Raw genomic sequence first — 26,540 nt, forward strand, 5'->3', positions numbered from 1 at the left:
AACCACCCATGCCGGTCCAGCTGCTGGATCTCCTCGCCTGTCCCGCCTGCGCGGGAACGATCGAGCGCACCTCGGCCCTGGAGATCGCCTGCACCTCCTGCGTCCGCACCTCCACGGCGACCGAGGGCTTCATCGACATGATCCAGGAGGCCGGGAAGCCCGACCCGGCCGCCCCCACGACCGCCCAGAAGCTCATGGAGTCCAAGGCGTTCGTGCGGCTCTACGAGGTCGCCATGCGGCCCTTCTTCGCCCGGCTGTTCGCCGGCTTCGGCAGCCATGTGCCCAGCTACGCCGAGGAGTTCCAGGTCTACAACGACTGGCTGAAGCTGGACGAGGAGCGCACCGGCGCCTGGCTCGACCTGTCCTGCGGCGCCGGCTACTTCACCGACCGGCTGGCCGGCGCGGTGCCCAACGCCACCGTGGTCGGCCTCGACATCTCGGTGGCGATGCTGAAGAAGGCCCTCCATGAGACCGTGGGCCGGCCCAACGTGGAGCTGGTCCGCGGCGACGTGCGCGGGCTGCCGTTCCGGGACGAGGTCTTCGACGGCGTCAGCAACCCCGGCTCGCTGCACCTGTACGCCGACCCGCAGTCCGCCTACCGGGAGGTCTTCCGGCTGCTCAAGCCGGGCGGCGTCTACACCGCCTCCACCTTCGCGCTCAACGACTACCCCACCAGCAAGCTGGGCGTGAAGCTGACCGGCATCCGGCGCACCGACCTCTCGACGCTGCCGGAGGAGCTGGAGAAGGCCGGCTTCGTCAACTACCGCCTGGTGAAGTTCGGCTCCGCCTTCGTCTTCGCGGTCACCAAGCCCTGACCGCACCCGGGCCGCGCCCCGGACCGGGCTCACGGCCCGGCCCGGGGCGCCCGGTCGTCCGCCCCCGGCCCCGCTCCCGGGGCGGCGGCCCGTCCCGACCCGACCTGAACCGAGTCCCGCTCCTCGCATCCAGGCTGAATTGGGGTACCGCATGTCCCTGCTGCTGCGCATCACCGCACGTCCGCGGTTGTTACTGTCCCTGACCGTCCTGCTGCTGATCGGCGCCGTGCTGGTCGGCGGCGGGCTCACCGACCGGCTGAAGCTCGGCGGCACCGAGGATCCCGCCGCCGAGTCCAGCAGGGCGGCGCAGGTGATGGACGCCAAGTTCCCGGCCAGCCGGCCGAACCTGGTGATGCTCGTCGACAGCGGCGCCGACACCGACACCGGCGCCGACACCGACAGCGGCGCCGACGACACCGAGGTCGCCGCGCAGGGCACCCGGCTGGCGGACCGGCTGGCGGGGGAGCGGGGGGTCACCGGCGTCGTCCACTACTGGCAGCGCAAGGACCCGGCCCTGCGCGCCGAGGACGGGAGGCACGCCCTGATCGTCGCCCGCATCACCGGCGACGAGACACAGGCGGGCAAGGTGTTCGACCGGCTGGACGACGACTACCAGGGCCGGATCGGCGACCTGGACGTCTCCCTCGGCGGCACCGTCGCGGTCCGCAACGAGGCACAGCGGCAGACCGCCGACGACCTCGTCAAGGCGGAGGTCATCGCGCTGCCGATCGTGCTGGTCATCCTGGTGCTGGCCTTCGGCAGCGTGGTCTCGGCCCTGCTGCCGCTCGCCATCGGCGTCATCGCCATCATGGGCACCAGCGCGGTGCTGTTCCTGATCACCGAGTTCACCGACGTCTCGATCTTCGCGCAGAACCTCACCACGGCGCTCGGCTTCGGCCTCGCCATCGACTACGCGCTGCTGATCGTCCGGCGATATCGGGAGGAGCTCAAGAAGGACCCCGACCCGTCCGCGGCGCTGAGCGCCACCCTGCACACCGCCGGCCGCACCGTGCTGTTCTCCGCCTTCGTGGTGGCAGTCTCGCTGGCGGCGATGCTGATCTTCCCGATGTACTTCCTGCGCTCGTTCGCCTACGCCGGGATCTCCGTGGTCATCCTGGCCGCGTTGGCCGCGCTCACCGTACTCCCCGCCCTGCTGCGGCTCCTCGGCCACCGGGTGAACGCGCTGCGGATCGTCCGCGGCGACCCGGCCGCCCGCGAGGCGGCGGCCGACCGGCGCTGGCGCGCCCTCACCGGCGGCGTGATGCGCCGCGGCCCGATCGTGGCGGTCTCCGTCACCACCCTGCTGGTGCTCCTGGGGCTGCCCTTCCTCAAGGTGGAGTTCGGCACCGTCGACGACCGCCAACTCGGCAGCTCCGCACAGGCCAGGGCCGTACACGACACCATCAGGGAGTCCTTCGCGGGCAGCCCGACCGGCGGTGTCGACGTGCTGGCCGAGGACGCCCCGGCCGACTCCTTGAGCACCTACGCCGCGCGGCTGTCGAAGGTGTCGAAGGTGGCCCGCGTCGACGCCCCCACCGGGAGCTACCGGGCGGGGGAGCGCGTCGCGCCGCCCACCCCCGCCATCGCCGCGCAGCGCACCGTGTCCGGCACCGGCTATCTGACCGTCTGGCCCGCCCACGACGTGGAGGACATCTCCGCCGAGAGCCAGCAACTGGTCGAGGACGTGCGCGCGGTCGAGGCGCCGTTCGACGTGAAGGTCGGCGGCCAGGCGGCGATGCTCGTGGACAGCCGGGCCGTCATCGGCGACCTCCTGCCCTACGCGCTGCTCTTCATCGTCGTCGTCACCCTGCTGATGGTCTTCCTGATGACCGGCTCCCTCGTGCTGCCGCTCCAGGCCGTGGTCCTCAACGCCCTCAGCCTCACCGCGATGTTCGGCGCCGCCGTCTGGGTCTTCCAGGACGGCCACCTCAGCGGTCTGCTCGGGGTGACCCCCACCGGCTTCATCGAGACCTCGCTGCCGGTGCTGATGTTCTGCCTGACCTTCGGCCTGTCGATGGACTACTCCCTCTTCCTGCTCTCCCGGATCAAGGAGAACTACCAGCGCACCGGCGACCACCGCGGCGCCGTCCTCGCCGGTGTCTCGCAGACCGGCGGCGTCATCACCGCCGCGGCCGTCCTGCTCGCCGTCGTCATGATCGCCATCGGAAGCTCGCAGATCTCCCTCACCAAGATGCTCGGCCTCGGCACCGCCCTGGCCGTGCTCGTCGACGCCACCATCGTCCGCTGCCTCCTGGTCCCCGCCCTGATGGCCGTCTTCGGCCGCACCACCTGGTGGGCCCCCAAGTCCTGGCGCACCGAGCGCTTCACGCTCAGCGAGGAGGGACCGGCAGCGCGGCGACCGGAGCCGACCACGCGCCGGTGAGGGACGGCTCGTCGCCCACCTCCCGCGGAGCGCCGAGCGGAGCCCCCTAAGAAGGTTCTAAGAGACGCTTCTGGCAGGGTGTGGGCAGATCCACGCCACAGAGAGACCTCGCCCATGCCCGCCGCCGCCACCAAGACCGTGCTCGTCGTCGACGACGACCCCGAGGTCCGGGCCGCCGTCGCCGACGGGCTGGCCGTCGAGGGCTACGCGGTCCGAGAGGCGGCGGACGGGCTGGCCGCGCTGGCCGCCGTCGCCGCCGACCCGCCCGACGCCCTCGTGCTGGACGTGGCCATGCCGGTGCTCGACGGGCTGGCGGTGTGCCGCCGGCTGCGCGCGCTGGGAGACCGCACCCCGGTGCTCGTCCTCACCGCCCTGGACGAGGTCAGCGACCGGGTGGCCGGGCTGGACGCCGGCGCCGACGACTACCTCGTCAAGCCGTTCGCCCTCGACGAGCTGCTGGCCCGGCTGCGCGCGCTGCTGCGCCGGGCCGCCCCCGAGCCCGCCGCGGCGGAGGCCGCCGACGAACTGCTGTCCTTCGCGGACCTCACCGTCGACCCGGCCACCCGCACCGGGGTGCGCGACGGGCGGCGGCTGGAGTTCACCCGGACCGAGTTCGCGCTGCTGGAGATCCTTCTCCGCCACCCCGGCCAGGTGCTGCCGCGCGAGCTGATCCAGGAGCGGGTCTGGGGCACCGACTTCGGGCCCGGCTCCAACTCGCTCGCCGTCTACATCGGCTATCTGCGCCGCAAGCTGGAGGCCGGCGGCGCCTCGCGCCTGGTGCACACCGTGCACGGCGTCGGCTACGAACTGGCGCAGCGGTGAGCGCCGCGCGCCCCCGCCGCCGACCGTGGCCCCGGCTCCGTGGGCTCCGGCTCCGTGGGCTCCGGCTCCGAGGGCTCCGGCTCGGCCGCAGACCGCTGCGCACCCGACTGGCGCTGATCACCTCGGCGGCGGTGGCGCTGGTGGCGCTCGGCGGCTGCGCGGCCGCGTATGTCGTCATCCGCCACGAGCTGGTGCGCCAGCTCGACCTCCAGCTCACCCAGCAGGCCACCCTCGTCCACCAGGAGAAGCGCGGCCAGGGGCCGGGACCGCTGTACGGGGAGTGCGTCTGGCTGGCCGCGCCCGCCTGCGCGCAGATCGTCACCGACCGCACCGGAACCCCCGGCGGCCCGCGCGACGAGGACCTGGTGCTGCCGGTCGGCGAGGCCACCCGCCAGGTCGCGGCCGGCGGCCGCGCCGCGTACTACAGCGACATCACCCTGCGCGGCCACCGGATGCGGATGCTCACCACCCCGCAGCCCGGCCACCGCGCGCTCCAACTGGCCATCCGCGCCGACACCGTCGACCAGGGCGTACGGCGGGCCGGCCGGCTGCTCGCCGCCGTCGGCGCCGCCGGGGTGCTGCTGGCGGCCGTCCTCGGCTATCTCGCCTCCCGCGCGGCGCTGGCCCCGGTCACCCGGCTCACCGCCACCGCCGAGCGGATCGCCGCCACCCGCGACCCCGCCCACCGCATCGAGCTGCCCGCGGCCGAGGCCCACCGCCGGGACGAGGTCACCCGGCTCGCCGACAGCTTCAACACCATGCTCGGCGAGCTCGAACAGTCCGTCGCCGCCCAACGCCGGCTGGTCGCCGACGCCTCCCACGAGCTGCGCACCCCACTCACCGCGCTGCGCACCAACGCCGAGCTGCTGGCCCGCGCCGAGCGACTCACCCCCGCCCAGCGCGACCGGGCCGCGGGCGCTCTCGGCCGCCAGCTGCGCGAGGTGACCGGGCTGGTCAACGACCTGATCGAGCTGGCCAGGGACGAGGAGCCGCAGCCGCTGGTGGAGCCGCTGCGGCTGGACCGACTGGCGGCCCGCTGCGTCGAGGACGCCTGCGGCCACTGGCCGAACACCTCCTTCGGCGCCGAGCTCGCCCCGTGCGTGGTGCACGGCGTCCCGGCCCGGCTGGCCCGGCTGCTGTCCAACCTGCTCGACAACGCCGCCAAGTTCAGCCCGCCCGGCACCCCGGTCGAGGTGGCGCTGACCGTCTCCGTCCGGACCGTCTCCGGTCGGACCGTCCAGCTCACCGTCCGCGACCACGGCCCCGGCATCGCCGCCGCGGACCTGCCGTACGTCTTCGACCGCTTCTACCGCTCCCGCGAGGCCCGCGCCCTGCCCGGCTCCGGGCTCGGGCTGGCGATGGCCCGGCAGATCGCCCGCGCGCACGGCGCCGAACTCACCGCGGAGCGGCCCGAGGACGGCGGCGCCCGCTTCCGGCTACGGCTGCCCGGCGAGGCCGCTTCCCAGGAACCCGCCGAGGCCGCTTCCTAGAAGTCCCCGAGGCCGTTTCCTGGGCACAGGCCCGAGACAGTTCCCCAGGCCGCTCCTGAGACAGTCCCCGAGGCCGCTTCTTAAGCGCCACGTCCATCGGCGGTTCGGCCGGCAGTTCATAGGCGTCCGCGATCAGTTCGTACGAGCGGAGCCGGGCCTCCCGGCCATGCCCCACCGCCGTGATCTTGACCTCGTCCACGCTGGTGCTCTTGATCAGGTCGTTGAGCCCTTCGCGGACCGCGTCCGGCGTTCCGAATGCGACATTCGACAGCCAGCTGGTCACGAAGTCCCACTCCATATCGCTGAATTCATACGCCTCGGCCTCCTCGGGCGTGGGCACCAGCCCGGGCCGCCCGGTGCGTAGCCGCAGCATGGAGAGCGCGCCGGTCATCACCTGCCGCCGGGCCTCCCGCTCCTCCTCGGCCGCGAAGGCCGAGACGCCGATGGAGGCGTACGGCCGGTCGAGGACGGCCGACGGCCGGCAGCTCTGGCGGTAGAGGTCGAGCGCGGGGAGGGTGTTGGCGGAGGAGAAGTGGTGCGCGAAGGAGAACGGCAGCCCCAGCGTCCCGGCGAGCCGGGCGCTGAACCCGCTGGATCCCAGCAGCCACACCGAGGGCCGGTCGGCGGACTGCACCCCGCCGGGCACGGTGCCCTGGACGGGGCCGGGGACGGCGTGGATACGGGCGTACCGGTGCCCGTCGGGGAAGTCGTCATCGAGGAACCGGGTCAGCTCCGCGAGCTGCTGCGGGAACTCGTCGGCGCCCTCATGGAGCCGGTCGCTGCGGCGCAGGGCCGCCGCGGTGGCGCCGTCGGTCCCCGGCGCCCGGCCCAGCCCCAGGTCCACCCGCCCCGGTGCCAGCGCCTCCAGCGTGCCGAACTGCTCGGCGATCACCAGCGGCGCGTGGTTGGGAAACATGACCCCGCCGGAGCCGAGCCGGATCCGCTCGGTGTGCGCGGCCAGGTGGGCGAGATCACCGCCGGGGAGGAGCTGGCCACCCCCGGCATCGAGTGGTGCTCGGCCACCCAGAACCGGTGGAACCCCCGCCGCTCCGCCTGCTTCGCCAGCTCGGTGGTGGTGCGCAGCGCCTGGGAGACGGTCAGTCCGCTCCCCACCGTCGCCAGGTCGAGCACCGACAGCGGCACGGGCGCGGTGCCGCGGGCCGTGCCCCGGATGGTGTCGTGCCCCCCGGCATGTCCGCCCTGCTCCTCGGCCACGGTGCGCGCCCTCTCTGTGCTCAGCACTGCTACGGAGTCTCCCGCCAGCACAACCGGAGCACGACTCCGCTTTATTCCCGTACGGGCCCCACGGCGGGGTGCGCCGTGGGGCCCGTACAGGTGCGGAGAAGGGTGAGGGGTCAGACCTCACACGCGATCTCGCTGCCGAAGAACGGAAGGTCCTCCTCACAGGTGTCGGTGCCGGAGCCGCCGTTCACGGTGCCGGTGCCTCCCACGCCCACGTGCAGGCTGTCGTCCCCCGCGCCACCCAGGATGTTGCAGTCCAGGGCGATGTCAACATCGATGACGTCGTTCTCGCCGTTGCCTGCCAGGGTGCTGTTGGTGCACGAGGCGACATTCACGGTGTCGTTACCACCGCCGCCTTCAGGGCTGTTGCTGTTGAGGACGGCGGCGAGGTTGAAGATGTCCGCGCCCAGACCACCGGAGATCGAGTCGAAGGTCACGGTGCCGAGGACCGTGATCCGGTCCGCGCCACCACCGAGGGAGACGGTGCCCGAGCTGTTGCCGTCCACGTTCACGACGTCGTCATCGGCACCGGTGTCGAGGGAGCCGGTGGCGACGCCGAGGATCGTCACGGTGTCGGCGCCGCCGGCCGTGGAGATGCTGCCCCCGAGGGCAATGCCGCCGACGGTGACGTCGTCGGCACCGGCGCCGGCGTTAACCGTGCCACCGGCACTGGCGACGACCGTGATCGAGTCGTTGCCGCCACCGCTGTTGACCGTCTGCCCCACCAGCAGGAACGGGCAGAGGATGTTGTCGTCGCCGCTGGTCTCCGACCCCACGCACTGCAACGGCAGCGCGGAGGCGGAGGTGGCCGACAGCCCGACCGTCCCGAGAGCGATCAGCGCCACGGTGCCCATCCAGGCAAGGCCGTGACGCAGCGAGATCCGTTTCATGAGGTGCTCCTCTCCGCCCGGCGGCGTCGTTCGTCCACGACGGGCCGGTGCGGCGGGTAGCGAGGGGAAGGGGTGGAGTGAACCGCGCGAATCCCATGGATTCCCGCGTGAAAGGCCCACTCGGGCACCGAAGCCCTGAGGGGGAGTCACCGGCGTACACCAGCCGCGGCAATTGGCCCCAGAAAGCCGGGAGTCGAGGGGCGACAGGGAGGTGGATTGCGGTCTCTCGCGAGCCGGAATCCACCGATGCGCACAGCGTGCGCCCGACCCCCCGTCCTGGGAAGGCGCGCAGCGGGAGCGCGCGGTGGTGAGATTCCGCGATCGCGGGACGAATGACTACTCGAATTCAACCGGATCGCCCGGCGGGCCTCAGGAGGGCTCGATCGCCGGGGTGACCTGGGGCACGCGGGGCTGATACCGGACCGGGACGGTAAACCCGGACCTCACATGCCAGTACCTCAAACCACCCCGGACGGTGAGCTGAAGAAGGGCTGGTACGTCCTTGAGTTCTGATCCGGCACGTCGCAAGGGGCCGTGGCCTGGGGGCACTTAGACCGTGTCCTATGTGGTGAGGCGGACGAGTCGCTTGTAGCAGCAGATTGCGGCGGCAAGTCCGAGGAATGCCAGGTAGTTGCGGGGATCGCGTTCGTAGCGGGGCGAGAGTCGGCGGTAGCCGGTCAGCCACGACATGGTGCGCTCGATCACCCACCTGCGGCGGCCGAGGCGTTCGCTGGACTCGATGCCCTTGCGTGCAATGCGGACGCCGATGCGCTTGCCGCGGAGCCATTTCCGCAGATGGGGAACGTCGTATGCCTTGTCCGCGTGCAGGCGCTGGGGTTTGAAGTGGCGGCCGCGGTGGGGATCGTGTCTCGTTTGGTGACCGGTCACCATGGGTTTCAGGGCTTCGCTGTCGTGGGTGTTGGCGGCGGAGACGCCGACGACGAGGGGCAGCCCGTTCTGGTCCGACAGGACGTGCATCTTGGAACCCGGCTTGCCCCGATCCACGGGCGACGGGCCTGTGAGTTCGCCCCCTTTTTCGCCCGTACATGGGCGGAGTCCAGGACGACGCGGGTCACGTCAATCAGACCCGCGTCGTCGAGCCGGTGCAGGACCGCCTCGTGCAGCCGTCCCCACACGCCAGCGCGCGACCAGATCAGGAACCGGCGATGAGCGGTCGACTTCGATATGCCGAAGCACGGCGGCAGTGCCCGCCAGGCACAGCCGCTGACCAGCACGTAGATGATCGCGGCGAACAGCGTTTCATCAGGCGTGTCCTGCGTGCCGCCACCCTGTGGCCGAACCTTCGACGGTGGGATCAGCGGCTTCGCGATCTCCCACAGCCCATCCGGCACGATCCAGTCCCACGTACCCCGCCCCATGACCGGTCAACGCCCGCCTCACCACATAGGACACGGTCTTAGAAAGCCTCTTACAACCGCTCGTTATCAAGTCCCCATGCGCACCATCACCTCATCCCGCACCGCCCGCGCCGCGGCCGTGGCTCTGGCGGCGTCCCTGACCTGCGTCCCCGTCGTCTCCACCGCCCACGCCGGGCCGGTGGCCACGCCGACGGCCCACCTCCACGGGCACGTCGTGGACCTGCCCGTGCGGGGCGGCACCGTCACCGTCGACACCGTATCGCTGCGCGTCACCGCCCACACCCGCGGCCGGGCCGTGGAGCTGTCCGCCCCCACCGCCACCGACCTCGGCAGGCCCGGTCGGGCCACCCCGGTGAAGGGCGGCGCCCGCTGGAGCTACCCCGACCGCGGGCTGACCGTCACCGCCCGTGCCGAGCGGGGCCGCCTGCTCGTCACCCACACGGCCACCGGCAGCACCGACTCCCGGCTGGCCTGGCCGGTCACCGGCACCGATCGCGCCGCCTCCGCGGTCCAACTGCCGCGCGGCGAGGGGCTCTCCATCCCCCTCGCCGACCGCTTCTGGAACTCCTCCGAGGCCCAGCTCACCGACGCCGACCTGGCCATGGAGTCGGCGCTGTCCCTGCCGCTGTGGGGCCACACCCTCGGCAAGGGCCTGGGCGTCGGCTACCTCGTCCCCACCGACATCGGCACCTCGCTGCGGTTCACCTCCGAGCGCGGCCGGCTGCGCACCACCGCCACCCACCACTTCTCCCGCGCCGAGGGCACCACGGAGTACACCGTCGCCTTCGCGCTCACCGACGGCTCCCCGGTCGCCCCCGCCGCCGACTACCGCGGCTGGCTCACGGAGCACGGACAGCTCGGCAGCCTGCGCGACAAGATCCGGCAGACCCCCGCCACGGCGAAGCTCCTGGGCGCCTTCCACGCCTACCTGTGGGGCGAGGCCCGCACCGCCGAGGGGGTGCGACGGCTGCGCGCGCTGGGTGTTTCCCGGATGTGGCTCGGCTATGACGCCGACGACCGGCCCATGGACGCGGCGGCCGTCACCGCTGCCAAGAAGGCGGGATACCTCGTCGGCCCGTACGACTCCTTCGCCAACGGCCAGGACCCGAAGACCGCGGACGCCCCCACCTCCGTCTGGCCCGACCCGGTCTACCCCGACTTCTGCGTCCAGGGCGCCGACGGCAAGCCCGTCCCCGGCTTCCACGACCGCGGCTGCTACCTCAGCACCGAGGCGTTCGAGCGGGCCGAACCCACCCGCCACCACCTCGCGAACCGCACCCGGGCCATGACCGCCAACGGCGCCGACAGCTACTTCCTGGACGTCGACGCCGCCGGCGAGCTGTTCCGCGACCACGACCCCGCCCACCCCATGGACAGGGCGCGCGACCGCGCCAACCGCCTGGCCCGGATGGAGCGGCTGTCCGCCGGCGACCACCTGGTGCTCGGCTCGGAGTCCGCCGGCGGTTGGGCCAACCAGGTGCTCGCCTTCGACCACGGCTCCGGCACCCCGGTCGCCGACGGGCTCTGGCAGGTCCAGAGGGACAAGGAGAAGTGGGGCGGCTACGCGCCCGCGAACGCCCCCGCCGTCTTCTTCAAGCCCGCCGAGCTCCCCGCGGCGGTGGCCAAGGCGATGTACGACCCCGCCTACCGCGTCCCGCTGTACGAGACCGCGCTGCACGACTCCCTGGTCAACACCGAGCGCTGGGAGCTGTCGTACGACAAGCTGCCGAAGCAGAAGACGACCCGTGCGCTGCTGGCGATGCTCTACAACACCCCCCTCAACGTCGTCCTCGACGGACCGTCGATCGAGAAGCGGGGCGCCGAGCTCGCCGCGCTGCAGAAGTACTTCGCGCCGCTGCACCGCGCCGCCGGGACCGAGCCGATGACCGACTTCCGCACCCTGACCGCCGACCGGCTGGTGCAGCGCACCGAGTTCGGCGACGGCACCCTCACCGTCACCGCCAACTTCGGCACCACCGCCCACGAGGGACTGCCCGGCGGCTGCGTGGACGCCAGGCTCCGCGGCGACACGGAGCCCCGTCGGCTCTGCCCCGACGCCGTCGACCGCTGACGCGCGGGAGCCGGTCGCCCACCACGGGTGTCGGAGGGAGGGTTTCCGGACACCATTCATGACGACGGTGGGAGGGCGGCCGGCTCCCCGAGGGGCACCGCGTGGGGGGAACGCCGATGGTCGAAGCGCTGACAGCCGGGGACCCGCGCTGGTTGGGGCCCTACCGGATCACGGCCCGGCTGGGCGCCGGCGGCATGGGGCAGGTCTATCTGGGCTGCTCCCCGGGCGGGCGCGCGGTGGCCGTCAAGGTCATCCGGCCGGAGCTGACCGACGACCCCGGCTTCCGCGCCCGGTTCGCCCGCGAGGCGGCCGCGGCCCAGGCCGTCAGCGGCGCCTTCACCGCGGCCGTGGTCGGCGCCGACCCGCACAGCGTCCCGCCCTGGCTCGCGACGCTCTACGTCCCCGGACTCTCGCTGGCCGAGGCGGTCGCCCGGCACGGCCCGCTGCCGGCGCGCTCGGTGTGGGCGCTGGGCGCCGGGCTGGCCGAGGCGCTCCAGGCCATCCACGCGGCCGGGCTGATCCACCGCGACCTCAAGCCGTCCAACGTGCTACTGGCCGCCGACGGCCCACGCGTCATCGACTTCGGCATCGCGGTGGCCTCGGAGGCGGCCGGCACCCTCACCCGCAGCGGTCTCGTCGTCGGCACCCCGGGCTTCATGGCCCCCGAGCAGCTGACCGGCGAGCCCGTGGGCACGGCCACCGACGTGTTCTGCCTGGGAGCCGTCCTGGTCTTCGCCGCCTGCGGCCGCGGCCCGTTCGGGCAGGGCACCACCCCGGCCCTCGGCTACCGCGCGGTCCACGAGCCGCCGGACCTGACGGACGTGCCCGAGGAGGTGCGCCCCGTCGTGGACCGCTGTCTGGCCAAGGCCCCGCCCGCCCGCCCCACCGTCCCGGAGCTGCTGCGCGAGCTGGCCGAGCGCGTCGTCCCCGAGGCCGCCTCGCAGGCCCCGGGCGGCGGCGCGGAGACCGTGGTGCTCGCCCTCCGCGGCGCCCACTGGCTGCCCACGCCGGTCGCCGACGCCGTCGACCGCGCGCACACCCGTGCCGCCGCCGGCGCCCCGGGCGCGCCCCCCGACAGCCGTGTCGACCGCGCGGCGACCGGCTTCGGCGCCGCGCCCCTCGCCGGGGGCCCGGCGGGACCGGGCGGCGGGGCCGGGACCCCGTACGGGCCGACGGCGTCCGGCCCGGTGCCGCCCGCCGTACGCAAGGGGGCCCCACCGCGCGACGGCGTCGACCCGGCGGCCCCGCCACCGGGCGAAGCGTCCGACGCCGGGGCGGGCGGCCGCGCGGCCACGCGGCGACGGGTGCTGGCCGCGCTCGTGGGCACGGTCGTCGCCGCGGCCGCCGGCCTCGGCGCCCGGCGGCTGTGGGGCGCGGGGGAGGGCGACGGCGCCGACACCGCCGGGCGGGACTCCGGCGAGCCGCGACGCCCGCCCGGGCGGGTGGCGTGGCGGTTCACCACGGGCGGCGCGGTCACCGCCGCCATGGTGGCCGCGGGCGGCGTGGTCTACGCGAGCAGCAAGGACGGCAGCCTCTACGCCCTGGACGCCGCCTCCGGCGACATCCGCTGGCAGTTCACCACCGGCAACGGCGTCTACTCCTCCGCCACCGTCACCGGAGGCGTCGTCTACATCGGCAGCGCCGACTACGCGCTCTACGCGGTGAACGCGGCCACCGGCAAGGAGAAGTGGCGGCTCGACACCGACGGCGAGGTCAACTCCTCGCCCGTGGTGGCGGGCGGGGTCGTCTACGTCGGCAGCGACGACCGCCATCTGTACGCGATCGACGCCCGCACGGGGAAGCGGCGCTGGCGGTTCCCCACCGGCGCCTGGGTGCGCTCCTCACCCGTCGTGGCGGGCGGGGTCGTCTACGTCGGCTGCAGGGACCGCAGCCTGTACGCCGTCGACGCCCGCACCGGCGAGCAGCGCTGGCGGTTCCGCACCGGAGCGGCGGTCAAGTCCTCCCCGGCGATGTGGGGCCGGGTCGTCTGCGTCGGCTCCTACGACGGCAGCCTCTACGCGCTGGACGCCGACACCGGGGAGGTGCGCTGGCGGTTCCGCACCGGAGCCGGCGTCGGCTCCTCCCCGGCGGTCGCCGGAGGCGCGGTCCACGTCGGCAGCGACGACGGCCACCTGTACGCGGTCGACATCGCGAGCGGCGAGCGGCGCTGGGCCTACGACGTCGGCCACATCGTCTACTCCTCTCCGGCGGTCGCCGGCGGAGTGGTCTACGTCGGCGCCAAGAGCGGCAGCCTCTACGCGGTCGACGCCGACACCGGCGAGCGGCGCTGGCGGTTCGCCACCGGAGCGGACGTCAAGTCCTCCCCGGCGGTCGCCGGCGGACTGGTCTTCATCGGGAACGACGACGGCGTGGTGCACGCCCTGCGGGCCTGAGCCCACCGAAAAGCATTGGCGGACGGATAGCGGCGCGGTGATACTGCGCCCCATGTCGATCACCAGGATCAATCCCCCGGAACTCCACCCGACCGCCGGCTACTCCCACCTCAACCTCGTCGACCACGCCCGCACGCTCCACCTCGCCGGCCAGATGCCGCTGACCCGTGACGGCCGGCTCAGCGGGCCCGACCTGGACTCCCAGGTCGACCAGACCGTGGCCAACGCGATGACCGCCCTGACGGTCGCGGGCGCGACGCCCGAGGACGTGGTGCGCACCGTCATCTACGTGGTGAGCTCCGAGGCCGACGTGTTGGGCGGAGTGTGGGACCGGCTGCTCGCCTCACCTCTCGCGCCGGCGTTCACCTCGGCCAGCACCCTGCTGGGCGTGGCCGTGCTGGGGGTCCCCGGCCAGCTCGTCGAGATCGACATCACCGCCGCGCTGCCGCTGCCCGGCTGAGCCGGCGCAGGTTGACCCCACCGCCCGGCAGCGGCAAGGATGGAGCGGCGCATTGGGCGTGTTGTGTGGATTGTGGCCAGCGAGTGATTGTGGGGTTGGTGTGGCGACGGCGACGGGCAAGGTCCTGAACTTCGACGAGTTCCGGGGGTACGGGTTCATCTCGTCGACCTCCGCCAGCGAAGACGTCTTCATGCACGTCAACGATCTGCTGGACGACAAGTCGCTGCTGCGCCCCGGGGTGTTGGTCGAGTTCGAGATCGACACCGGCGACCGCGGCCTGAAGGCGTCCAGCGTGCGCATCCTGGACCGGTCGGCCGCCACGGGCGGCGCCGCGCACGCCACCCGCCGGGCCGCGCCGGCCGTCGAGGGCGCCGGCCGACAGCAGGTCGGGCCCGAGGACGAGCCGCTGTGCGACGTGCTCTCCGAGAAGGAGCTGCTCGGCGAGGTGACGGAGGCGTTCCTCAAGGCCGCCCCGGAGCTGACCGCGGCGCAGATCCTGCTGATCCGTCAGCGGGTGCTGGACATCGCCCGCTCACACAACTGGGTCGAGCCCTAGCCGCGGACGCGGAAGACGGCGGCCCGCCACCGGCACCACGCCCCCCGGCGGGGGGCCGTCGCCCGCCACCGGCGCGAGCGGGCCCGGAACCGCCGGGGCGTGGCCGTCCCGCGCGGTCGGCCGCGCCGCGCCGCGGTCCGCCACCTCGACCCGCTCGCGCGCCGCGCCGGGGCGGCCGGCCGGGCTGCTCGCCCCGGCCGCCGGCATGCGGTCCACGCCCGAGCTCATGAGCCACTGGCGGTACGCGGCGGACTGCCAGGCCGCCTCCCAGTAGGCCGCCTCCAGGTCGGCGTAGACCGCGTCCAAGTCCTCGGGGTACGGGCCGACGCGCCGGGCCAGCAGCAGCCGGACGGCCAGCGGGTCGCCGCGCAGCGGCCGGATCACCATGTCGGAGCGGGACCGCGAGGTCGGCTGGCAGGGGGTGACCACCTCGCCGACGGCGACCAGCGTGGACGCCGTGAGGTAGTCGCCGTGCAGCACATGGGGGTTGAGCCCGGCGTCCTTCAGCACCCGTCGTAAGCCGTCCAGTTCGCCGTCCACGGTCGGGTCGGCCATCCAGCGGTCGCCCGCGAGGTCGGTCAGGTCGACCACCGGCCGCCGCGCGGCGGGGTGGTCGACGGCCATGGACACGAACTGCGGCTCCCGCTCGACCAGGACCTCCAGGGTCAGGCCCTCCGGCACGCGCAGTGGGGAGCCCTCCACCTCGTGGACGAAGGCGATGTCCAACTGTCCGGCGGCGACCAGGCGGAGCAGCCGCTGCGCCGAGACGTCCATGTTCAGGGTGGTCTCGGTGTCCGGCAGCCGCACCCGCAGCCGGCTCAGCCAACCGGGCAGCGCGCGGCTGGCGGTGGAGCCGATCCGCAGCCGGGGGCCGGCGGCCCGGGCGGCCGCCGCCTTGGCCTCGGTGAGGAGGGCGGACATCTCGGCGATCAGCGGCCGGGCCCGGCTGAGCACCACGCTGCCCAGCGGGGTGGGTCGGCAGCCCGTGCGCTCACGCGAGAAGAGCATCCCGCCCAGGGAGTTCTCGATGCGCCGGAGCTGCGTGGTCAGCGAGGGCTGGGTCAGCCCCAGCTGGCGGGCCGCCCTGTGCAGGCTCCCGGTGTCGGCGATCGCGCAGATCGCGCGCAGGTGTCTCACCTCCAGCTCCATGCACTGAGAGTAAGGCGGTGGCCTGAGTCACACCAGCGAATTCAGGTACGGGTTTCACCTTTCTCGCACCGGTGTCCGTCGGTGATGCGATGAGGCTATCGCCGGTTGACATCATCCCCACGGGCCCCACCGTCCCCGACGATCCGGGTACCGAACCGTCTCAGACGAGTAGGAGCCCCCCATGAGACACCGCAGGACCGCGCTGTCCGCTCTTGCCGGACTGGGCCTGGCCGCCGCCACGTTGGCCGCCGTCCCCGCCCAGAGCGCCACCGCCCAGACCACCACCGCGACCAAGAGCGCGGCGGTCTCCTCGTACGCCCAGTACGAGGGGTCGAAGGAGAACGCCGCCAACAACAAGGCGTTCTACCAGGCCGTCATGAAGTCGGTCGCCAAGAAGCGCGCCGCCAACCCGGGCGCCACGGCCGTCACCGTGGTCTACAACGCCTCCAGCGCGCCCAGCTTCCGCGCCCAGATATCCCGTAGCGCGCAGATCTGGAACTCCTCGGTCTCCAACGTGAAGCTCCAGGAAGGCTCGAACGCGGACTTCCGCTACTACGAGGGCAACGACTCGCGCGGCTCGTACGCCTCGACCGACGGCCACGGCCGCGGCTACATCTTCCTGGACTACCGCCAGAACCAGCAGTACGACTCCACCCGCGTGACCGCCCACGAGACCGGTCACGTGCTCGGCCTGCCGGACAACTACCGCGGCCCGTGCAGCGAGCTGATGTCCGGTGGCGGCCCCGGCCCGTCCTGCACCAACGCCTACCCGAACTCCACCGAGCGGGCCCGGGTGAACAGCCTCTGGCGCTACGGCATCAAGGCCGGCTGACCCCGCGGGAGCTCGACGGCCGAGGCGTACGGCGCCCGTGAACCGGGTGCCGTACGACCGAAGCCCCCATGCACTCTCCCCACACAAGCACCGTGCCCGCCCGGCGAACTCGCCGGGCGGGCACGGTGTCGTTCTCGGGGCGGGCGGCTCAGACCGTGCGCCAGTAGCCGAGGGCGTTGACCCGGTCCTTGGGCAGTCCCAGCTCCTTGCGCACGAACGAGGTCAGGGTGCGGGTGGTCAGGGCGTCGCAGGCGATCCAGACGTAGGCGTCGGCCGTGTCCGCGAGAAGCCCCGGCAGCGCCGCCTTCACCTCCCGGACCAGATGCGCGCCGGCGTCCCGGCGCTCCACCATCCGCAGGTCGTGGTGGTCCGGGCGCACCCGGAAGGGCAGCTCGCGGTCGGAGGCGTGCGGCGTCTCGAACCAGACGGTCGCGGGCACCTCGCCGGCCGCGTCGAGCAGCGAGTTGACGGCCGGCAGCGACGCCGGGTCGCCGATCACGAACAGCCGGGAGGGCAGCGGGTCGGGCATCGTGAAGCCGGTGCCCTGGACGGTCGCCTCGATCGTGTCACCGGGCTCGACCTCCCGCGCCCAGTCGCTGGCGCGGCCGTCGTGCAGCGCGAACTCCAGGCTGAAGGTGCCGGCGGCCGGATCGGGGTCCACCAGGGTGTAGGCGCGCTGGTGCGGCTTGCCCGAGTTCTGGAACCACATCCGCACCCACATGGTCGGGTGCACCCCGGTGGCGGCGAGCATCCCGCCGTCGGTGAACGACACCCGACGGTACCGCTCGGTGACCTGCTCGGCGCCGGTCACCGTGAACACGAAGTCCTTGCCTCGCATCAGCTTGAGGACGACGCCCTCCCAGCCATGTCCCACTGCCTGCTCCTCCCCATCGACCGGGACATCGGTCGGGTGTCTTCCCGTGCGAATCCCCGTGCGAAATTGTTTTCCGTGCAACGGTCCTTTAGGTTAGGCCAGCCTAACCTAAAGGAGATGGGGAGTTACGTGTGAGTACCGAGGTCTATCGGGACGCCTGGGGGATCCCCCATCTCCGCGCGGGCAGCCCGCACGAGCTCGCCTTCGCCCAGGGCCGTAACGCCGCCACGGACCGGGCCTGGCAGCTCGAGGTCGAGCGGCACCGCGTGCGGGGCACCACGGCCGCCTTCCTGGGCGCCGAAGCCGTCGGCTGGGACCGCTTCGCCCGGCAGGCCCGGCTCGAGGACACCGCGCGGCGCTGCTTCCGCTCCCTCGACGCCGACACCGCCGCCTGGGTCACCGCCTACGTCGACGGGGTCAACGCCGGGCTCGCGGCCGGGGCCAGCCGCGCCCCCCAGTTCGCCGCCACCGGACTGACCCCCGGACACTGGGAGCCCTGGACCCCGCTGGGGGTCTGGCTCTCCACCCACATCCTCTTCGCCGGCTTCCCCACCAAGCTGTGGCGCGAGGAGGTGGCCCGCCGGCTCGGGGACGAGGCCATCGAACTGTTCGCCACCGACGGCCCCGGCACCTCGGGCAGCAACGGCTGGCTGGTGGCCGGCGAACGCACCGCCACCGGCGCCGCCGTCATCGCCGGCGACCCGCACCGCTTCATCGAGGACCCCGGCGTCTACCAGCAGATCCACCTGGCCTGCCCCGAGTACGACGTGGTCGGACTCGCCGTGCCCGGCGTCCCCGGCCTCGCCCACTTCGGCCACACCGGCGGCGTCGCCTGGGCCATCACCAACGCCATGGCCGACTACCAGGACCTCTACCGGGAGCGGCTGCGCCGTGGCGCGGGCGCCGACGAGGTGGAGGCCCTCGGCCCGGACGGCTGGCGCCCCGCCACGCGGCACGTCGAGACCATCGAGGTCGCGAACGGAGACCCGGTCCAGGTCGAGATCATCGAGACCGAGCGCGGGCCCGTCATCGTCGGGGGCCCGGAGCACACCGAGGGCCCCGACGGCACCGCCGAACCGGAGGGCGCGGGCCGGGCGATCAGCCTCCGCTACCCCCCGCGCGTCCGCGGCGAACTCGGCTTCGGCGCGCTGCCCGCCCTGCTGCGGGCCCGGACCGTCGCCGACGTCGACCGGGCCTTCGACCAGTGGGCCGAGCCGGTCAACGTCGTCCAGGCCGCGGACACCGAAGGCGGGCTGCTGCACCGGGTCGCCGGCGCCGTGCCGCTGCGCCACCGCGACAACCGGCTGCGCGCCGTGCCCGCGTGGGAGGCCGGCCATGAGTGGCACGGCTGGCACGAGCCGCCGCGCGAGCCGGTCGACGGGTACGCGGTCATGGCCAACCAGCGGGGCCTCGCCGGCCCGCTCGGCGTCGAGTTCGCCCCGCCGCACCGCGCGGCGCGGATCGGGGAACTCCTGGCGGCGTCCGCCGACTGGTCCGCCGGCGACATGGCCGCCATCCACACCGACACCCACCTGGCCTCCGCGCGGCGCCTGGTGGACCTGCTCGGCGAGGTGAGCGGACTCGGCCCCGACGCCGCCCGACTGCGCGACCGGCTGCTCCGCTGGGACCGCCGGATGGACGCCGACAGCACGGACGCCGCCGCGTACGCGGCCGTGCGCTCGGCCGTGGTGCGCCGGCTGGCGGCCCACCCCGACCTGTCCGGGCTGGCCGACCCCGCCGCGTTCGCCTATCCGTATCCGCACCTCTTCTGGCCCTGGCTGGCGTTGCTGCCGCGGGTCGCGTTCGCCCTGGAGACCCTGCTCACCACCGAGTCGCTGCCCGGCATCGACCGGGCCGAGGTCGCCAGATCCGCCCTTGAGGAGGTGGCGGCCGAGCAGGCCGCCGCCGGCTCCGACGCCGCCCCCGTGACCTGGGGCGAACTGCACCGGCTCGCCCCCTGGCAGGCCCTGCCGGACGAGCCCGCCGAGGAGTGGCCGGGGCTCTCCGGCGACCACGACTGCGTGCTGTCCACCATGAGCGTCCCCGGCGCCACCGACCTCAGCGCCCGCGGCCCCGCCGCCCGCTACGTCTGGGACCTGGCGCGACGCGAGGACAGCCTCTGGGTGGTCCCCTTCGGCGCCTCCGGAGTGCCGGGCGACGCCCACCACCGTGACCAACTGCCGCTGTGGGTGCGCGGCGGGCTCGCCCCCGTGATCACCGACTGGAACGACCTGATCGAGGAGAGACATGACGACTGAGGCCACCGAGGTCCCGCGGACCACCGAGGCCACCGGGCCCGCCGCCCGCGCCGCCGCGTACGAGCAGACGGTCGAGGGCTTCGGGACGGTCCGGATCGCGCCCGTGGACCCCGCGCGGGACATCGACGTGATCCACGCCTGGGCCTCGGAGGAGCGGGCCCGGTTCTGGGGGATGCGCGAGCTCAGCCGCGAGCAGGTGCGGGAGATCTACCAGGACCTGGACTCCCGCACCACCCACCACGCCTTCCTGGTGCGCCTGGACGGCAAGCCGGTGGCGCTGTTCCAGACGTACCAGCCCGAGGCCGACCGGGTCAGCGAGTGCTACCAGGTCCAGCCCGGCGACATCGGCGCCCACCTGATGCTCGGCCCCGCCGAGGGCGGTGCGCGCCCGGGGTTCACCGCCGCGGTGATGCGCGCGCTGGTCGGCTTCACGCTCGCGGACCCCGAGGTGCTGCGCATCGTGGTCGAACCCGACGCCCGCAACGAGAAGGCCATCGCCCGCTTCGTCCGCTCCGGCTTCGTGACCGGCCCCGAGGTCACCCTGCCCGAGATCGACATCCCCGAGGTCTACCTCCCCGAGAAGCGGGCCCGACTCGCCTTCCTCAGCCGCGAGGACGCCCAGCGGCTGAACCGCGGCTGAACCCGCCTGACGGGTCGGCGGGGTGAGTCGGGCTGTGCTCGAGGGTGGTCGCCGGCGGCGGGGAGCGTGGCCGGCCCGGGCCGCCGGGGGCCGTGTCCCCGAGGCCGGTGTGCCGGGCGGGTGTCCTCCCGGGCTGCGGGCCGGGGCTCCGGGCGGTACCCCTTTGCCCGTTCGCCCTGCCGGTTCGCCGTCGGCCCGTCGCGAGAGCGTCGGCCGGGCGTCCGTCAGGGTCCCGCCGCCTTCCGGTAGCGCACGGGGACGCGTGGCCGGACCGCGCCCGACGGGGGACGTCTCCGAGAGGGCGCGTGGCCGACGCGGGCGGCCGGGGCCGCCGCGCCGGCCGGGAACCATGCACGCCTGTTCGGCGACGGGTACCCCGGCCGGGGGCCGGCGACCCCCGGCCGTCGGTGTCACAGGTCGTCGTCGGCGGCCCAGCGGGCGGCCTCCAGGGCCCAGTAGGTGAGGACGGCGTCCGCGCCGGCCCGGCGGACGGCGGTGAGGGTCTCCCGGATCACCCGCTCCCGGTCGAGCCACCCCCGGGCGGCGGCGGCCTCCACCATCGCGTACTCACCCGAGATCTGATACGTGACCACCGGCACGGGCGAGGTGTCCGCCACCGCCCGCACGATGTCGAGGTAGGCCAGGGCGGGCTTGACCATCACCAGGTCGGCGCCCTCCGCCACGTCGAGGGCGAGCTCACGGAGCGCCTCGTCCCGCCGGCCCGCCGGGTCCATCTGATAGGCCCTGCGGTCCCCGCGCAGATCGCACTCCACGGCGTCCCGGAAGGGCCCGTAGAACGCGGACGCGTACTTCGCCGTATAGGCGAGGATGGCGACGTCGTGGTGGCCGGTCTCGTCCAGGGCCCGCCGGATGGCGCCCACCTGACCGTCCATCATCCCGCTCGGTCCGACGGCGCGCACCCCGGCCTCGGCGTGCAGCACCGCCATCGCCGCGTAAGCGTCCACGGTGGCGTCGTTGTCCACCCGGCCGTCCGGGGTGAGCAGGCCGCAGTGGCCGTGGTCGGTGAACTCGTCCAGGCACACGTCGCTCATCACGACGGTCTCGTCCCCGACCTCGTCGACGGTCTCCCGGATGGCCCGCTGGAGGATGCCGTCGGGTCGGAACGCCTCCGAGCCGGTGGCGTCCTTGCGTTCGGGGACGGCGAAGAGCATCAGCCCGCCCACGCCGGCGTCGGCCGCCTCGCGCGCCGCCTTCCGCAGCGAGTCCAGGGTGTGCTGGACGACGCCGGGCATCGAACGGATCGGCTGCGGAGCCTCGACGCCCTCCTTGACGAACAACGGCAGGATCAGCTGCCGCGGATGCCACCGGGTCTCGGCCACCAGCCCGCGCAGCGCGGCGGTGGCGCGCAGCCGCCGCGGGCGGACGGTGGGCCGCCGCGGTCCGGGCGGTTCGGCGGGCGGTTCGGTGTGCAGGGTCACGGGGCGACTCCCTCGATGCGTGCGTGGGCCTTCAGCAGCGCGTCGGCCAGGTCGTGTCCGACGGTCGGGGCCTCGTAGGGCGGTGCGGCGCGCAGCGTGCGCAGGGTGCGCAGCCGGCCGTCGGTGGAGGTGAGGACGGCGGTCAGGTCGATCTCGGCACCGGGCGGCGCCCCCACCACCCGGGCGTACGCGCCGACGGGCGCGCTGCACCCGGCCTCCAGCCGGGCCAGCACCGCCCGCTCGGCCTCGACCGCGGTACGGGTCGCCGGATCGTCCAGCACGCCGAGCAGCCGGGCCAGGTCGGGGTCGTCGGCGCGGCACTCGACGGCCAGCGCCCCCTGCGCGGGGGCGGGCACGAAGCGGCCCGGGGCGAGCAGTTCGGCGGCCTCGCCGAGCCGTCCCAGCCGGGCCAGGCCGGCCGCCGCCAGCACCACCCCGTCCAGCTCCCCGGAGTGCACCCGGCCCAGCCGGGTGTCCACGTTGCCCCGCAGCGGGACCACCTCCAGGCCGGGGCGCAGCGCCAGCAACTGGCCCGCGCGGCGCGGCGATCCGGTCCCCACGCGCGCGCCGTCGGGCAGCTCGTCCAGCCGGCGGCCGTCCGCGGTCACCAGCGCGTCGCGCGGATCCTCTCGTGCCGGTACGGCCGCCACGACGATCCCCTCGGGCACGGCGGTCGGCAGGTCCTTGTAGGAGTGGACGGCGAAGTCGATCCGCCCGGCCGACAGCGCGCTCCGCACCGCCTGGACGAACACCCCGGTACCGCCCATCGAGGTGATGGCCGCGGTGCTGGTGTCGCCCTCGGTGGTGATGCCGACGGTCCGCACCGGCACGCCGGTGTGCAGGGTGAGCCGTTCGGCGCAGCCGGCCGACTGGGCCAGGGCCAGGGCGCTGCGCCGGGTGCCCATGCGCAGGGTCCGGGTCGAGATGCCGGTCGTCATGGTCGGTCGCCTCCGGTCTTCGGTGCGGGGTGGGTCGCGGGCGTGGGCGTGGTCGCGGATGTCGGCGCGGGCGGTGGCCCCGGCGGCTCGTACGGCTCGGTGGTCGTCCCCGGGCGGGGCGGTCCCGCCGGTTCGGTGGTCGTCCCGGGGCGGGGCGGTCCCGGCGGCTCGGTGGTCGTCCCGGGGCGGGGCGGTCCCGCTGGCTCGGTGGTCGTCCCCGGGCGGGGCGGTCCCGCCGACTCGGCGGCTGTCCCCGGACCGGGCGACCCCGTTGACTTGGCGGTCGTCCCAGGGCCGGGCGGTCCCGCCGGCTCGGCGGCTGTCCCCGGGCCGGGCGGTCCCGCCGGCTCGGCCGGCCCGAACAGATCGTGGACCACCTGCACATACGCGTGTCCGTCCGGCTGCGCGGCCATCTCCCGCACCCGCACCGTCGGCCGGTGCATCAGCTTCTCCGCGATCCGGCGGGCGGTGCGCTCCACCTCGCCGCGCACCGAGCCGGTGAGCGCCGGCGCCCGGTCGAGCAGCCGGTCCACCTCGGCCTCGGCGATGGACAGCGCGTTGCTGCGCATCGCGACGATGAGCGGGGTGACCCGCTCCCGCCGCCTGCCGTCGTGGTAGGCGGCGGTCTCCTCGGCGACGATGCGGTACGCGTCGTCCACCGGCACCAGGGCCGCGGTCTCCTTCAGCCGGGTGTCCAGCGCGGCGAGGTCGATCAGCCGTACCCGCGGCTCGGCCGCCAGTCGCGGATCGACGTCGCGGGGGAGGGCCAGGTCGACGAGGACCAGCGGGCCGCGGTCGGCGGCGCGCCCGGCCAGGGCGGGGGCCGCCAGCTCCCGGGTGACGACGGGCTCCCTGGCGCCGGTCGCGGAGAGGACGAGGTCGGTGTCGTACAGCAGCGCGGGCAACTCCTCCAGACCGGCGCTGCGATGGCCGTGCCGGGCCGCCAGTCGGCGGGCGGGCTCCGGGCTGCGGTTGACCACGGTGACGTCGGTGACCCCGGCGCGGTGCAGCGAGGCCGCGCTGAGCGCGCCGAGCGTCCCGGCGCCGACGACCAGCGCCCGGCGGCCGGCCAGCCATCCCACGGCCTCGGCCGCCGCGTCCAGGGCGACGCCGACCATGGAGGCGGCGGACCGGCCGACGCCGGTCTCGCTCTCCGCGCGCTTGCCGGCCCGCAGGGCGTGCTGGAACAGCCCGTGCAGCACCGGTCCGACGCTGCCGTGGTGCGCCGCGAGGGTGTAGGCGGCGCGGATCTGCCCGCGGATCTGGGCGTCGCCGAGCGCCATGGAGTCCAGGCCGCAGCTCACCCGGATGAGGTGCTCGACGGCCGCGGGCCCCCGGTGGACGTAACAGTGGGTGCGCAGTTCCTCGGTGGAGTTGCCGGTGAGGGCGCCGAGCCCGGCCAGCGCGTCGCCGACGGCGGCGTCGTGCGGTCCGGCTCCGGGTCCGGGGGCCGCGACGGCGTAGGGCTCCGGGTCCGGCTGCCCGGTCTCGGCGTAGATCTCCACGCGGTTGCAGGTGGCGAGGACGGCGGCCTCCGCGATCGCGGGGGTCGCGGACAGCCGGTCCAGCAGCATGGCGGTGTCGGGTGCGGTGAGCGCGAACCGCTCCAGGACCGCCTGCGGGACGACGCGGTGGCTCACTCCTATGACCAGCGTCGTCATCGTCGGGTCTCTACCGGCTCGAGGGATTCCAGGGCCAGCCAGTCGCGGGGCCGTAGGAAGTCGGAGAGTCGGGCCTCGGGGCTGTCGGGCTCCGGGCGCAGGTCGAAGCTCCAGGCGGTCATCGGCGGCAGCGACATGAGGATCGCCTCGGTGTTGCCCCGCGTCTGCAGCCCGAACTGGGTCCCGCGGTCGTAGACCAGGTTGAACTCGACGTAGCGGCCGCGCCGGTGCAGCTGCCAGCGCCGTTCCCGCTCGCCGTACGGGGTGTCCATGCGGCGCCGCACGATCGGCAGATAGGCGGGCAGGAGCGCGTCCAGACCGCGCCGGACCAGGCCGAAGCCGCGGTCCCAGCCGTCGGGTCCCTCGGGGTGCAGATGGTCGAAGAAGATGCCGCCGACCCCCCGGGCCTCCCCACGGTGGGGGAGGTGGAAGTAGTCGTCGCACGCCTTCTTCGCGTCCGCGTAGAACGCCCGGTCGTAGGTGTCGCAGCACTCCTTGAGCGTCCGGTGCAGATGGCGGGCGTCCTCCTCGAAGCCGTAGCAGGGGGTCATGTCGGCGCCGCCGCCGAACCACCAGGTGCGGTCCCCGTCCACCTCGAAGTAGCGGAAGTTGGCGTGGAAGGACGGGGCCCAGGGGTTGCGCGGGTGGAGCACGGTGGACAGTCCGGTGGCGAAGAACCCGGAGTCCGCGTCCAGCCCGTGGGCCTCCCGGATGGCCTCCGGCACCCGTCCGCCCTCGACGGCCGAGACGTTGACCCCGGCCCGCTCGAAGACGGCACCGGCCTCCAGGACCCGGGCGTGGCCGCCGCCCCCGCCGGGACGGGTCCAGTCCTGGGCACGGAACCCGGCGGCCCCGTCGCACTCCTCGAAGGCCGCGATCAGCTCGGCCTGGGCGTCCAGCATGAGCCCCAGCACCTGGTCGCGGTGGGGCGCGGGTCGGGAGACGCGGCGGGTCATGCGTCCGCCCCCCGGGGTGTCCCGGCGGGCCGTCCCGCCTCGGTCGGGCGCTCGGCCGAGGCGCGCGGCGCACCGGTGTGCCGGCGCGCGGCGTCGTCGGCGTGGGGTGCGGCGGCCTCAGGGCGCTCGGCGGCGTCGCGGTGCTCGGCGGCGGCGTGCCGGTCGAAGGCGTGCACGGCCTCGATGAGCCGCGCTACGTGGTCGGGCGGCGCGTCCGGGCGGATCCCGTGGCCGAGGTTGAAGAGGTGCGGGCCGCCCAGCCCCTGCCGCAGCACCTCGCGGGCCCGCTCGACCAGGGCCGCCGGTTCGGCGGTGAGCGCGGTGGGGTCGAGGTTGCCCTGGAGCGTCCGGCCGGGCAGCGCCCGGCGGGCCGTGTCCAGCGGGGTGCGCCAGTCGATGCCGAAGACCTCCGCCGACAGCGTGGAGACGTCGGCGAGCAGATGGTGGGCGCCGACCGCGAAGTAGACGCGGGGGACGCCCGAGTCGCCCAGCGCGTCCAGCACCCGGGCGGCGTAGGGCTGCCCGAACTCCCGGTACAGGGCCGGGCTCAGCGCCCCGGCCCAGCTGTCGAAGAGCTGCACAGCCTGCACCCCGGCCGCGATCTGGGAGCGCAGATAGCCGGTGGTCAGCTCGGTCAGCTTGGTGAGGAGTCGGTGCGCGGCCACCGGCTCGCGGTGCAGCCAGCCGCGGAAGGCGGCATGGCCGTCGCGGGCGCCGCCGCTGTCGACCAGATAGGTGGCGAGGGTCAGCGGCGCCCCGGCGAAGCCGATCAGCGGCACGGGGCAGCGCTCGCGGACCATGCCGACCGCCGTGGCGACGAAGGGCGCGACGGCGCCCGGCTCCGGCACCCGCAGCCGCGCCACGTCGGCTTCGGTGCGCACCGGGTCGGCGATGACCGGGCCCGGGGCGAAGTCGACCGTCACGCCCATGTCGGCGAGCGGCGTCATGATGTCGCTGAACAGAATCGCCGCGTCCAGCGGAAATCGCTTCAGCGGAAGGAGCGTGATCTCGGCTGCGAGCTCGGGATTTCGGCACATCTCCCAGAAGCCGTGACGCTCTTTAATCGCGTTGTATTCCGGTAGGTAGCGGCCGGCCTGGCGCATGATCCAGATGGGTGCCCGAGCGGTGTCCTTCCCCCGCGCGGCGTCCAGAAACAGACTCATCCCCGGTACTCCGTTCCCCGTTGGTTCCCCCCTGTGGCGCCCGGTACCTCGCTCTGTACACGGGGCCTTTGACAGTCTGTAAGGGGGTTGTATTGCTGTCAAGGATGTGCCTAGAGTCCTGGAGAACCG

19 protein-coding genes and 2 pseudogenes are annotated in these 26,540 nt (G+C 74.0%); 11 read left to right on the plus strand and 10 right to left on the minus strand.

Going from position 1 to position 26,540, the window contains the following annotated elements; translation table 11 throughout:
* Positions 1 to 8 precede the first annotated feature (8 nt).
* The 4 genes from LRS74_RS29860 (at position 9) to LRS74_RS29875 (ending at position 5,510) form a co-directional block, all read left to right on the plus strand.
* Positions 9 to 815, plus strand: coding sequence for a methyltransferase domain-containing protein (locus LRS74_RS29860; protein ID WP_277743914.1), 807 nt, complete (start codon positions 9 to 11; stop codon positions 813 to 815).
* Between the two features lie 151 nt (positions 816 to 966).
* The gene (locus tag LRS74_RS29865; protein ID WP_277743915.1) at positions 967 to 3,198 is read left to right on the plus strand and encodes an MMPL family transporter; all 2,232 of its coding nucleotides are present in this window, start codon (positions 967 to 969) and stop codon (positions 3,196 to 3,198) included.
* Positions 3,199 to 3,312: 114 nt separating this feature from the next.
* Complete coding sequence (locus LRS74_RS29870; protein WP_277743916.1) at positions 3,313 to 4,020, plus strand: response regulator transcription factor; 708 nt, start codon at positions 3,313 to 3,315, stop codon at positions 4,018 to 4,020.
* Positions 4,021 to 4,115: 95 nt separating this feature from the next.
* Positions 4,116 to 5,510: a HAMP domain-containing sensor histidine kinase gene (locus tag LRS74_RS29875; protein WP_277744991.1), complete on the plus strand. Its 1,395-nt coding sequence runs from the start codon at positions 4,116 to 4,118 to the stop codon at positions 5,508 to 5,510.
* A gap of 109 nt (positions 5,511 to 5,619) precedes the next feature.
* Here the strand turns inward: LRS74_RS29875 and LRS74_RS29880 are convergent.
* From LRS74_RS29880 to LRS74_RS29890, 3 genes and pseudogenes are all read right to left on the minus strand, one after another.
* Positions 5,620 to 6,725, minus strand: a pseudogene (locus tag LRS74_RS29880) (LLM class flavin-dependent oxidoreductase); the annotation flags it as partial.
* 140 nt (positions 6,726 to 6,865) lie between these two features.
* A complete protein-coding gene (locus tag LRS74_RS29885; protein WP_277743917.1) occupies positions 6,866 to 7,642 on the minus strand; it encodes a hypothetical protein in 777 nt (258 codons plus the stop codon).
* 561 nt (positions 7,643 to 8,203) lie between these two features.
* Positions 8,204 to 9,021, minus strand: a protein-coding gene (locus tag LRS74_RS29890; protein WP_277743918.1) for an IS5 family transposase whose coding sequence is annotated in 2 segments (ribosomal slippage) — positions 8,204 to 8,679 and positions 8,679 to 9,021 — 819 coding nt in all. Because the reading frame shifts where the segments join, the coding sequence is not laid out codon by codon here.
* 76 nt (positions 9,022 to 9,097) lie between these two features.
* Between LRS74_RS29890 and LRS74_RS29895 the strand changes: the two genes are divergently transcribed.
* The 4 genes from LRS74_RS29895 to LRS74_RS29910 all read left to right on the plus strand — a co-directional run bounded on the left by LRS74_RS29895 (position 9,098) and on the right by LRS74_RS29910 (position 14,501).
* Positions 9,098 to 11,092, plus strand: coding sequence for a glycoside hydrolase (locus LRS74_RS29895; RefSeq protein WP_277743919.1), 1,995 nt, complete (start codon positions 9,098 to 9,100; stop codon positions 11,090 to 11,092).
* Positions 11,093 to 11,208: 116 nt separating this feature from the next.
* Positions 11,209 to 13,485 (plus strand): serine/threonine-protein kinase, encoded by a 2,277-nt coding sequence (locus LRS74_RS29900; protein ID WP_277743920.1) that lies wholly within the window; start codon positions 11,209 to 11,211, stop codon positions 13,483 to 13,485.
* A 52-nt stretch (positions 13,486 to 13,537) separates the two neighbouring features.
* Positions 13,538 to 13,945, plus strand: a complete 408-nt coding sequence (locus LRS74_RS29905) for a RidA family protein (RefSeq protein ID WP_277743921.1) — start codon at positions 13,538 to 13,540, stop codon at positions 13,943 to 13,945.
* A gap of 100 nt (positions 13,946 to 14,045) precedes the next feature.
* A complete protein-coding gene (locus LRS74_RS29910) occupies positions 14,046 to 14,501 on the plus strand; it encodes a cold shock domain-containing protein (protein WP_277743922.1) in 456 nt (151 codons plus the stop codon).
* Between the two features lie 225 nt (positions 14,502 to 14,726).
* Here LRS74_RS29910 and LRS74_RS29915 read toward each other — a convergent pair.
* A pseudogene (locus LRS74_RS29915) lies at positions 14,727 to 15,650 on the minus strand (LysR family transcriptional regulator); the annotation flags it as partial.
* A gap of 181 nt (positions 15,651 to 15,831) precedes the next feature.
* Between LRS74_RS29915 and snpA the strand changes: the two are divergent.
* Positions 15,832 to 16,482, plus strand: coding sequence for a snapalysin (gene snpA, locus LRS74_RS29920; protein WP_277743923.1), 651 nt, complete (start codon positions 15,832 to 15,834; stop codon positions 16,480 to 16,482).
* Between the two features lie 148 nt (positions 16,483 to 16,630).
* Here snpA and LRS74_RS29925 read toward each other — a convergent pair whose 3' ends face one another.
* Complete coding sequence (locus tag LRS74_RS29925) at positions 16,631 to 17,356, minus strand: siderophore-interacting protein (RefSeq protein WP_277743924.1); 726 nt, start codon at positions 17,354 to 17,356, stop codon at positions 16,631 to 16,633.
* Between the two features lie 131 nt (positions 17,357 to 17,487).
* On the opposite strand from LRS74_RS29925, the gene LRS74_RS29930 reads away from it, so the two are divergent.
* Positions 17,488 to 19,614 (plus strand): penicillin acylase family protein, encoded by a 2,127-nt coding sequence (locus tag LRS74_RS29930; RefSeq protein WP_277743925.1) that lies wholly within the window; start codon positions 17,488 to 17,490, stop codon positions 19,612 to 19,614.
* A complete protein-coding gene (locus tag LRS74_RS29935) occupies positions 19,604 to 20,254 on the plus strand; it encodes a GNAT family N-acetyltransferase (protein ID WP_277743926.1) in 651 nt (216 codons plus the stop codon). Before LRS74_RS29930 ends, LRS74_RS29935 begins: the two co-directional genes overlap by 11 nt.
* A 410-nt stretch (positions 20,255 to 20,664) precedes the next feature.
* Here the strand turns inward: LRS74_RS29935 and hemB are convergent, their stop codons facing one another.
* The 5 genes from hemB to hemE are packed head-to-tail and all read right to left on the minus strand — an operon-like array spanning position 20,665 to position 26,411.
* A complete protein-coding gene (gene hemB / locus LRS74_RS29940; protein ID WP_277743927.1) occupies positions 20,665 to 21,693 on the minus strand; it encodes a porphobilinogen synthase in 1,029 nt (342 codons plus the stop codon).
* Positions 21,690 to 22,631: a hydroxymethylbilane synthase gene (gene hemC, locus LRS74_RS29945; RefSeq protein WP_277743928.1), complete on the minus strand. Its 942-nt coding sequence runs from the start codon at positions 22,629 to 22,631 to the stop codon at positions 21,690 to 21,692. The genes hemB and hemC overlap by 4 nt, the downstream gene beginning before the upstream one ends.
* Positions 22,628 to 24,292 (minus strand): glutamyl-tRNA reductase, encoded by a 1,665-nt coding sequence (hemA, locus tag LRS74_RS29950; protein ID WP_277743929.1) that lies wholly within the window; start codon positions 24,290 to 24,292, stop codon positions 22,628 to 22,630. The genes hemC and hemA overlap by 4 nt, the downstream gene beginning before the upstream one ends.
* On the minus strand, positions 24,289 to 25,248 hold the full coding sequence (gene hemF / locus LRS74_RS29955; RefSeq protein WP_277743930.1) for an oxygen-dependent coproporphyrinogen oxidase: 960 nt from the start codon (positions 25,246 to 25,248) through the stop codon (positions 24,289 to 24,291). Before hemF ends, hemA begins: the two co-directional genes overlap by 4 nt.
* Positions 25,245 to 26,411, minus strand: coding sequence for a uroporphyrinogen decarboxylase (gene hemE / locus LRS74_RS29960; protein ID WP_277743931.1), 1,167 nt, complete (start codon positions 26,409 to 26,411; stop codon positions 25,245 to 25,247). The genes hemF and hemE overlap by 4 nt, the downstream gene beginning before the upstream one ends.
* Positions 26,412 to 26,540: the final 129 nt, after the last annotated feature.

Source organism: Streptomyces sp. LX-29 (assembly GCF_029541745.1).
Classification (GTDB): domain Bacteria; phylum Actinomycetota; class Actinomycetes; order Streptomycetales; family Streptomycetaceae; genus Streptomyces.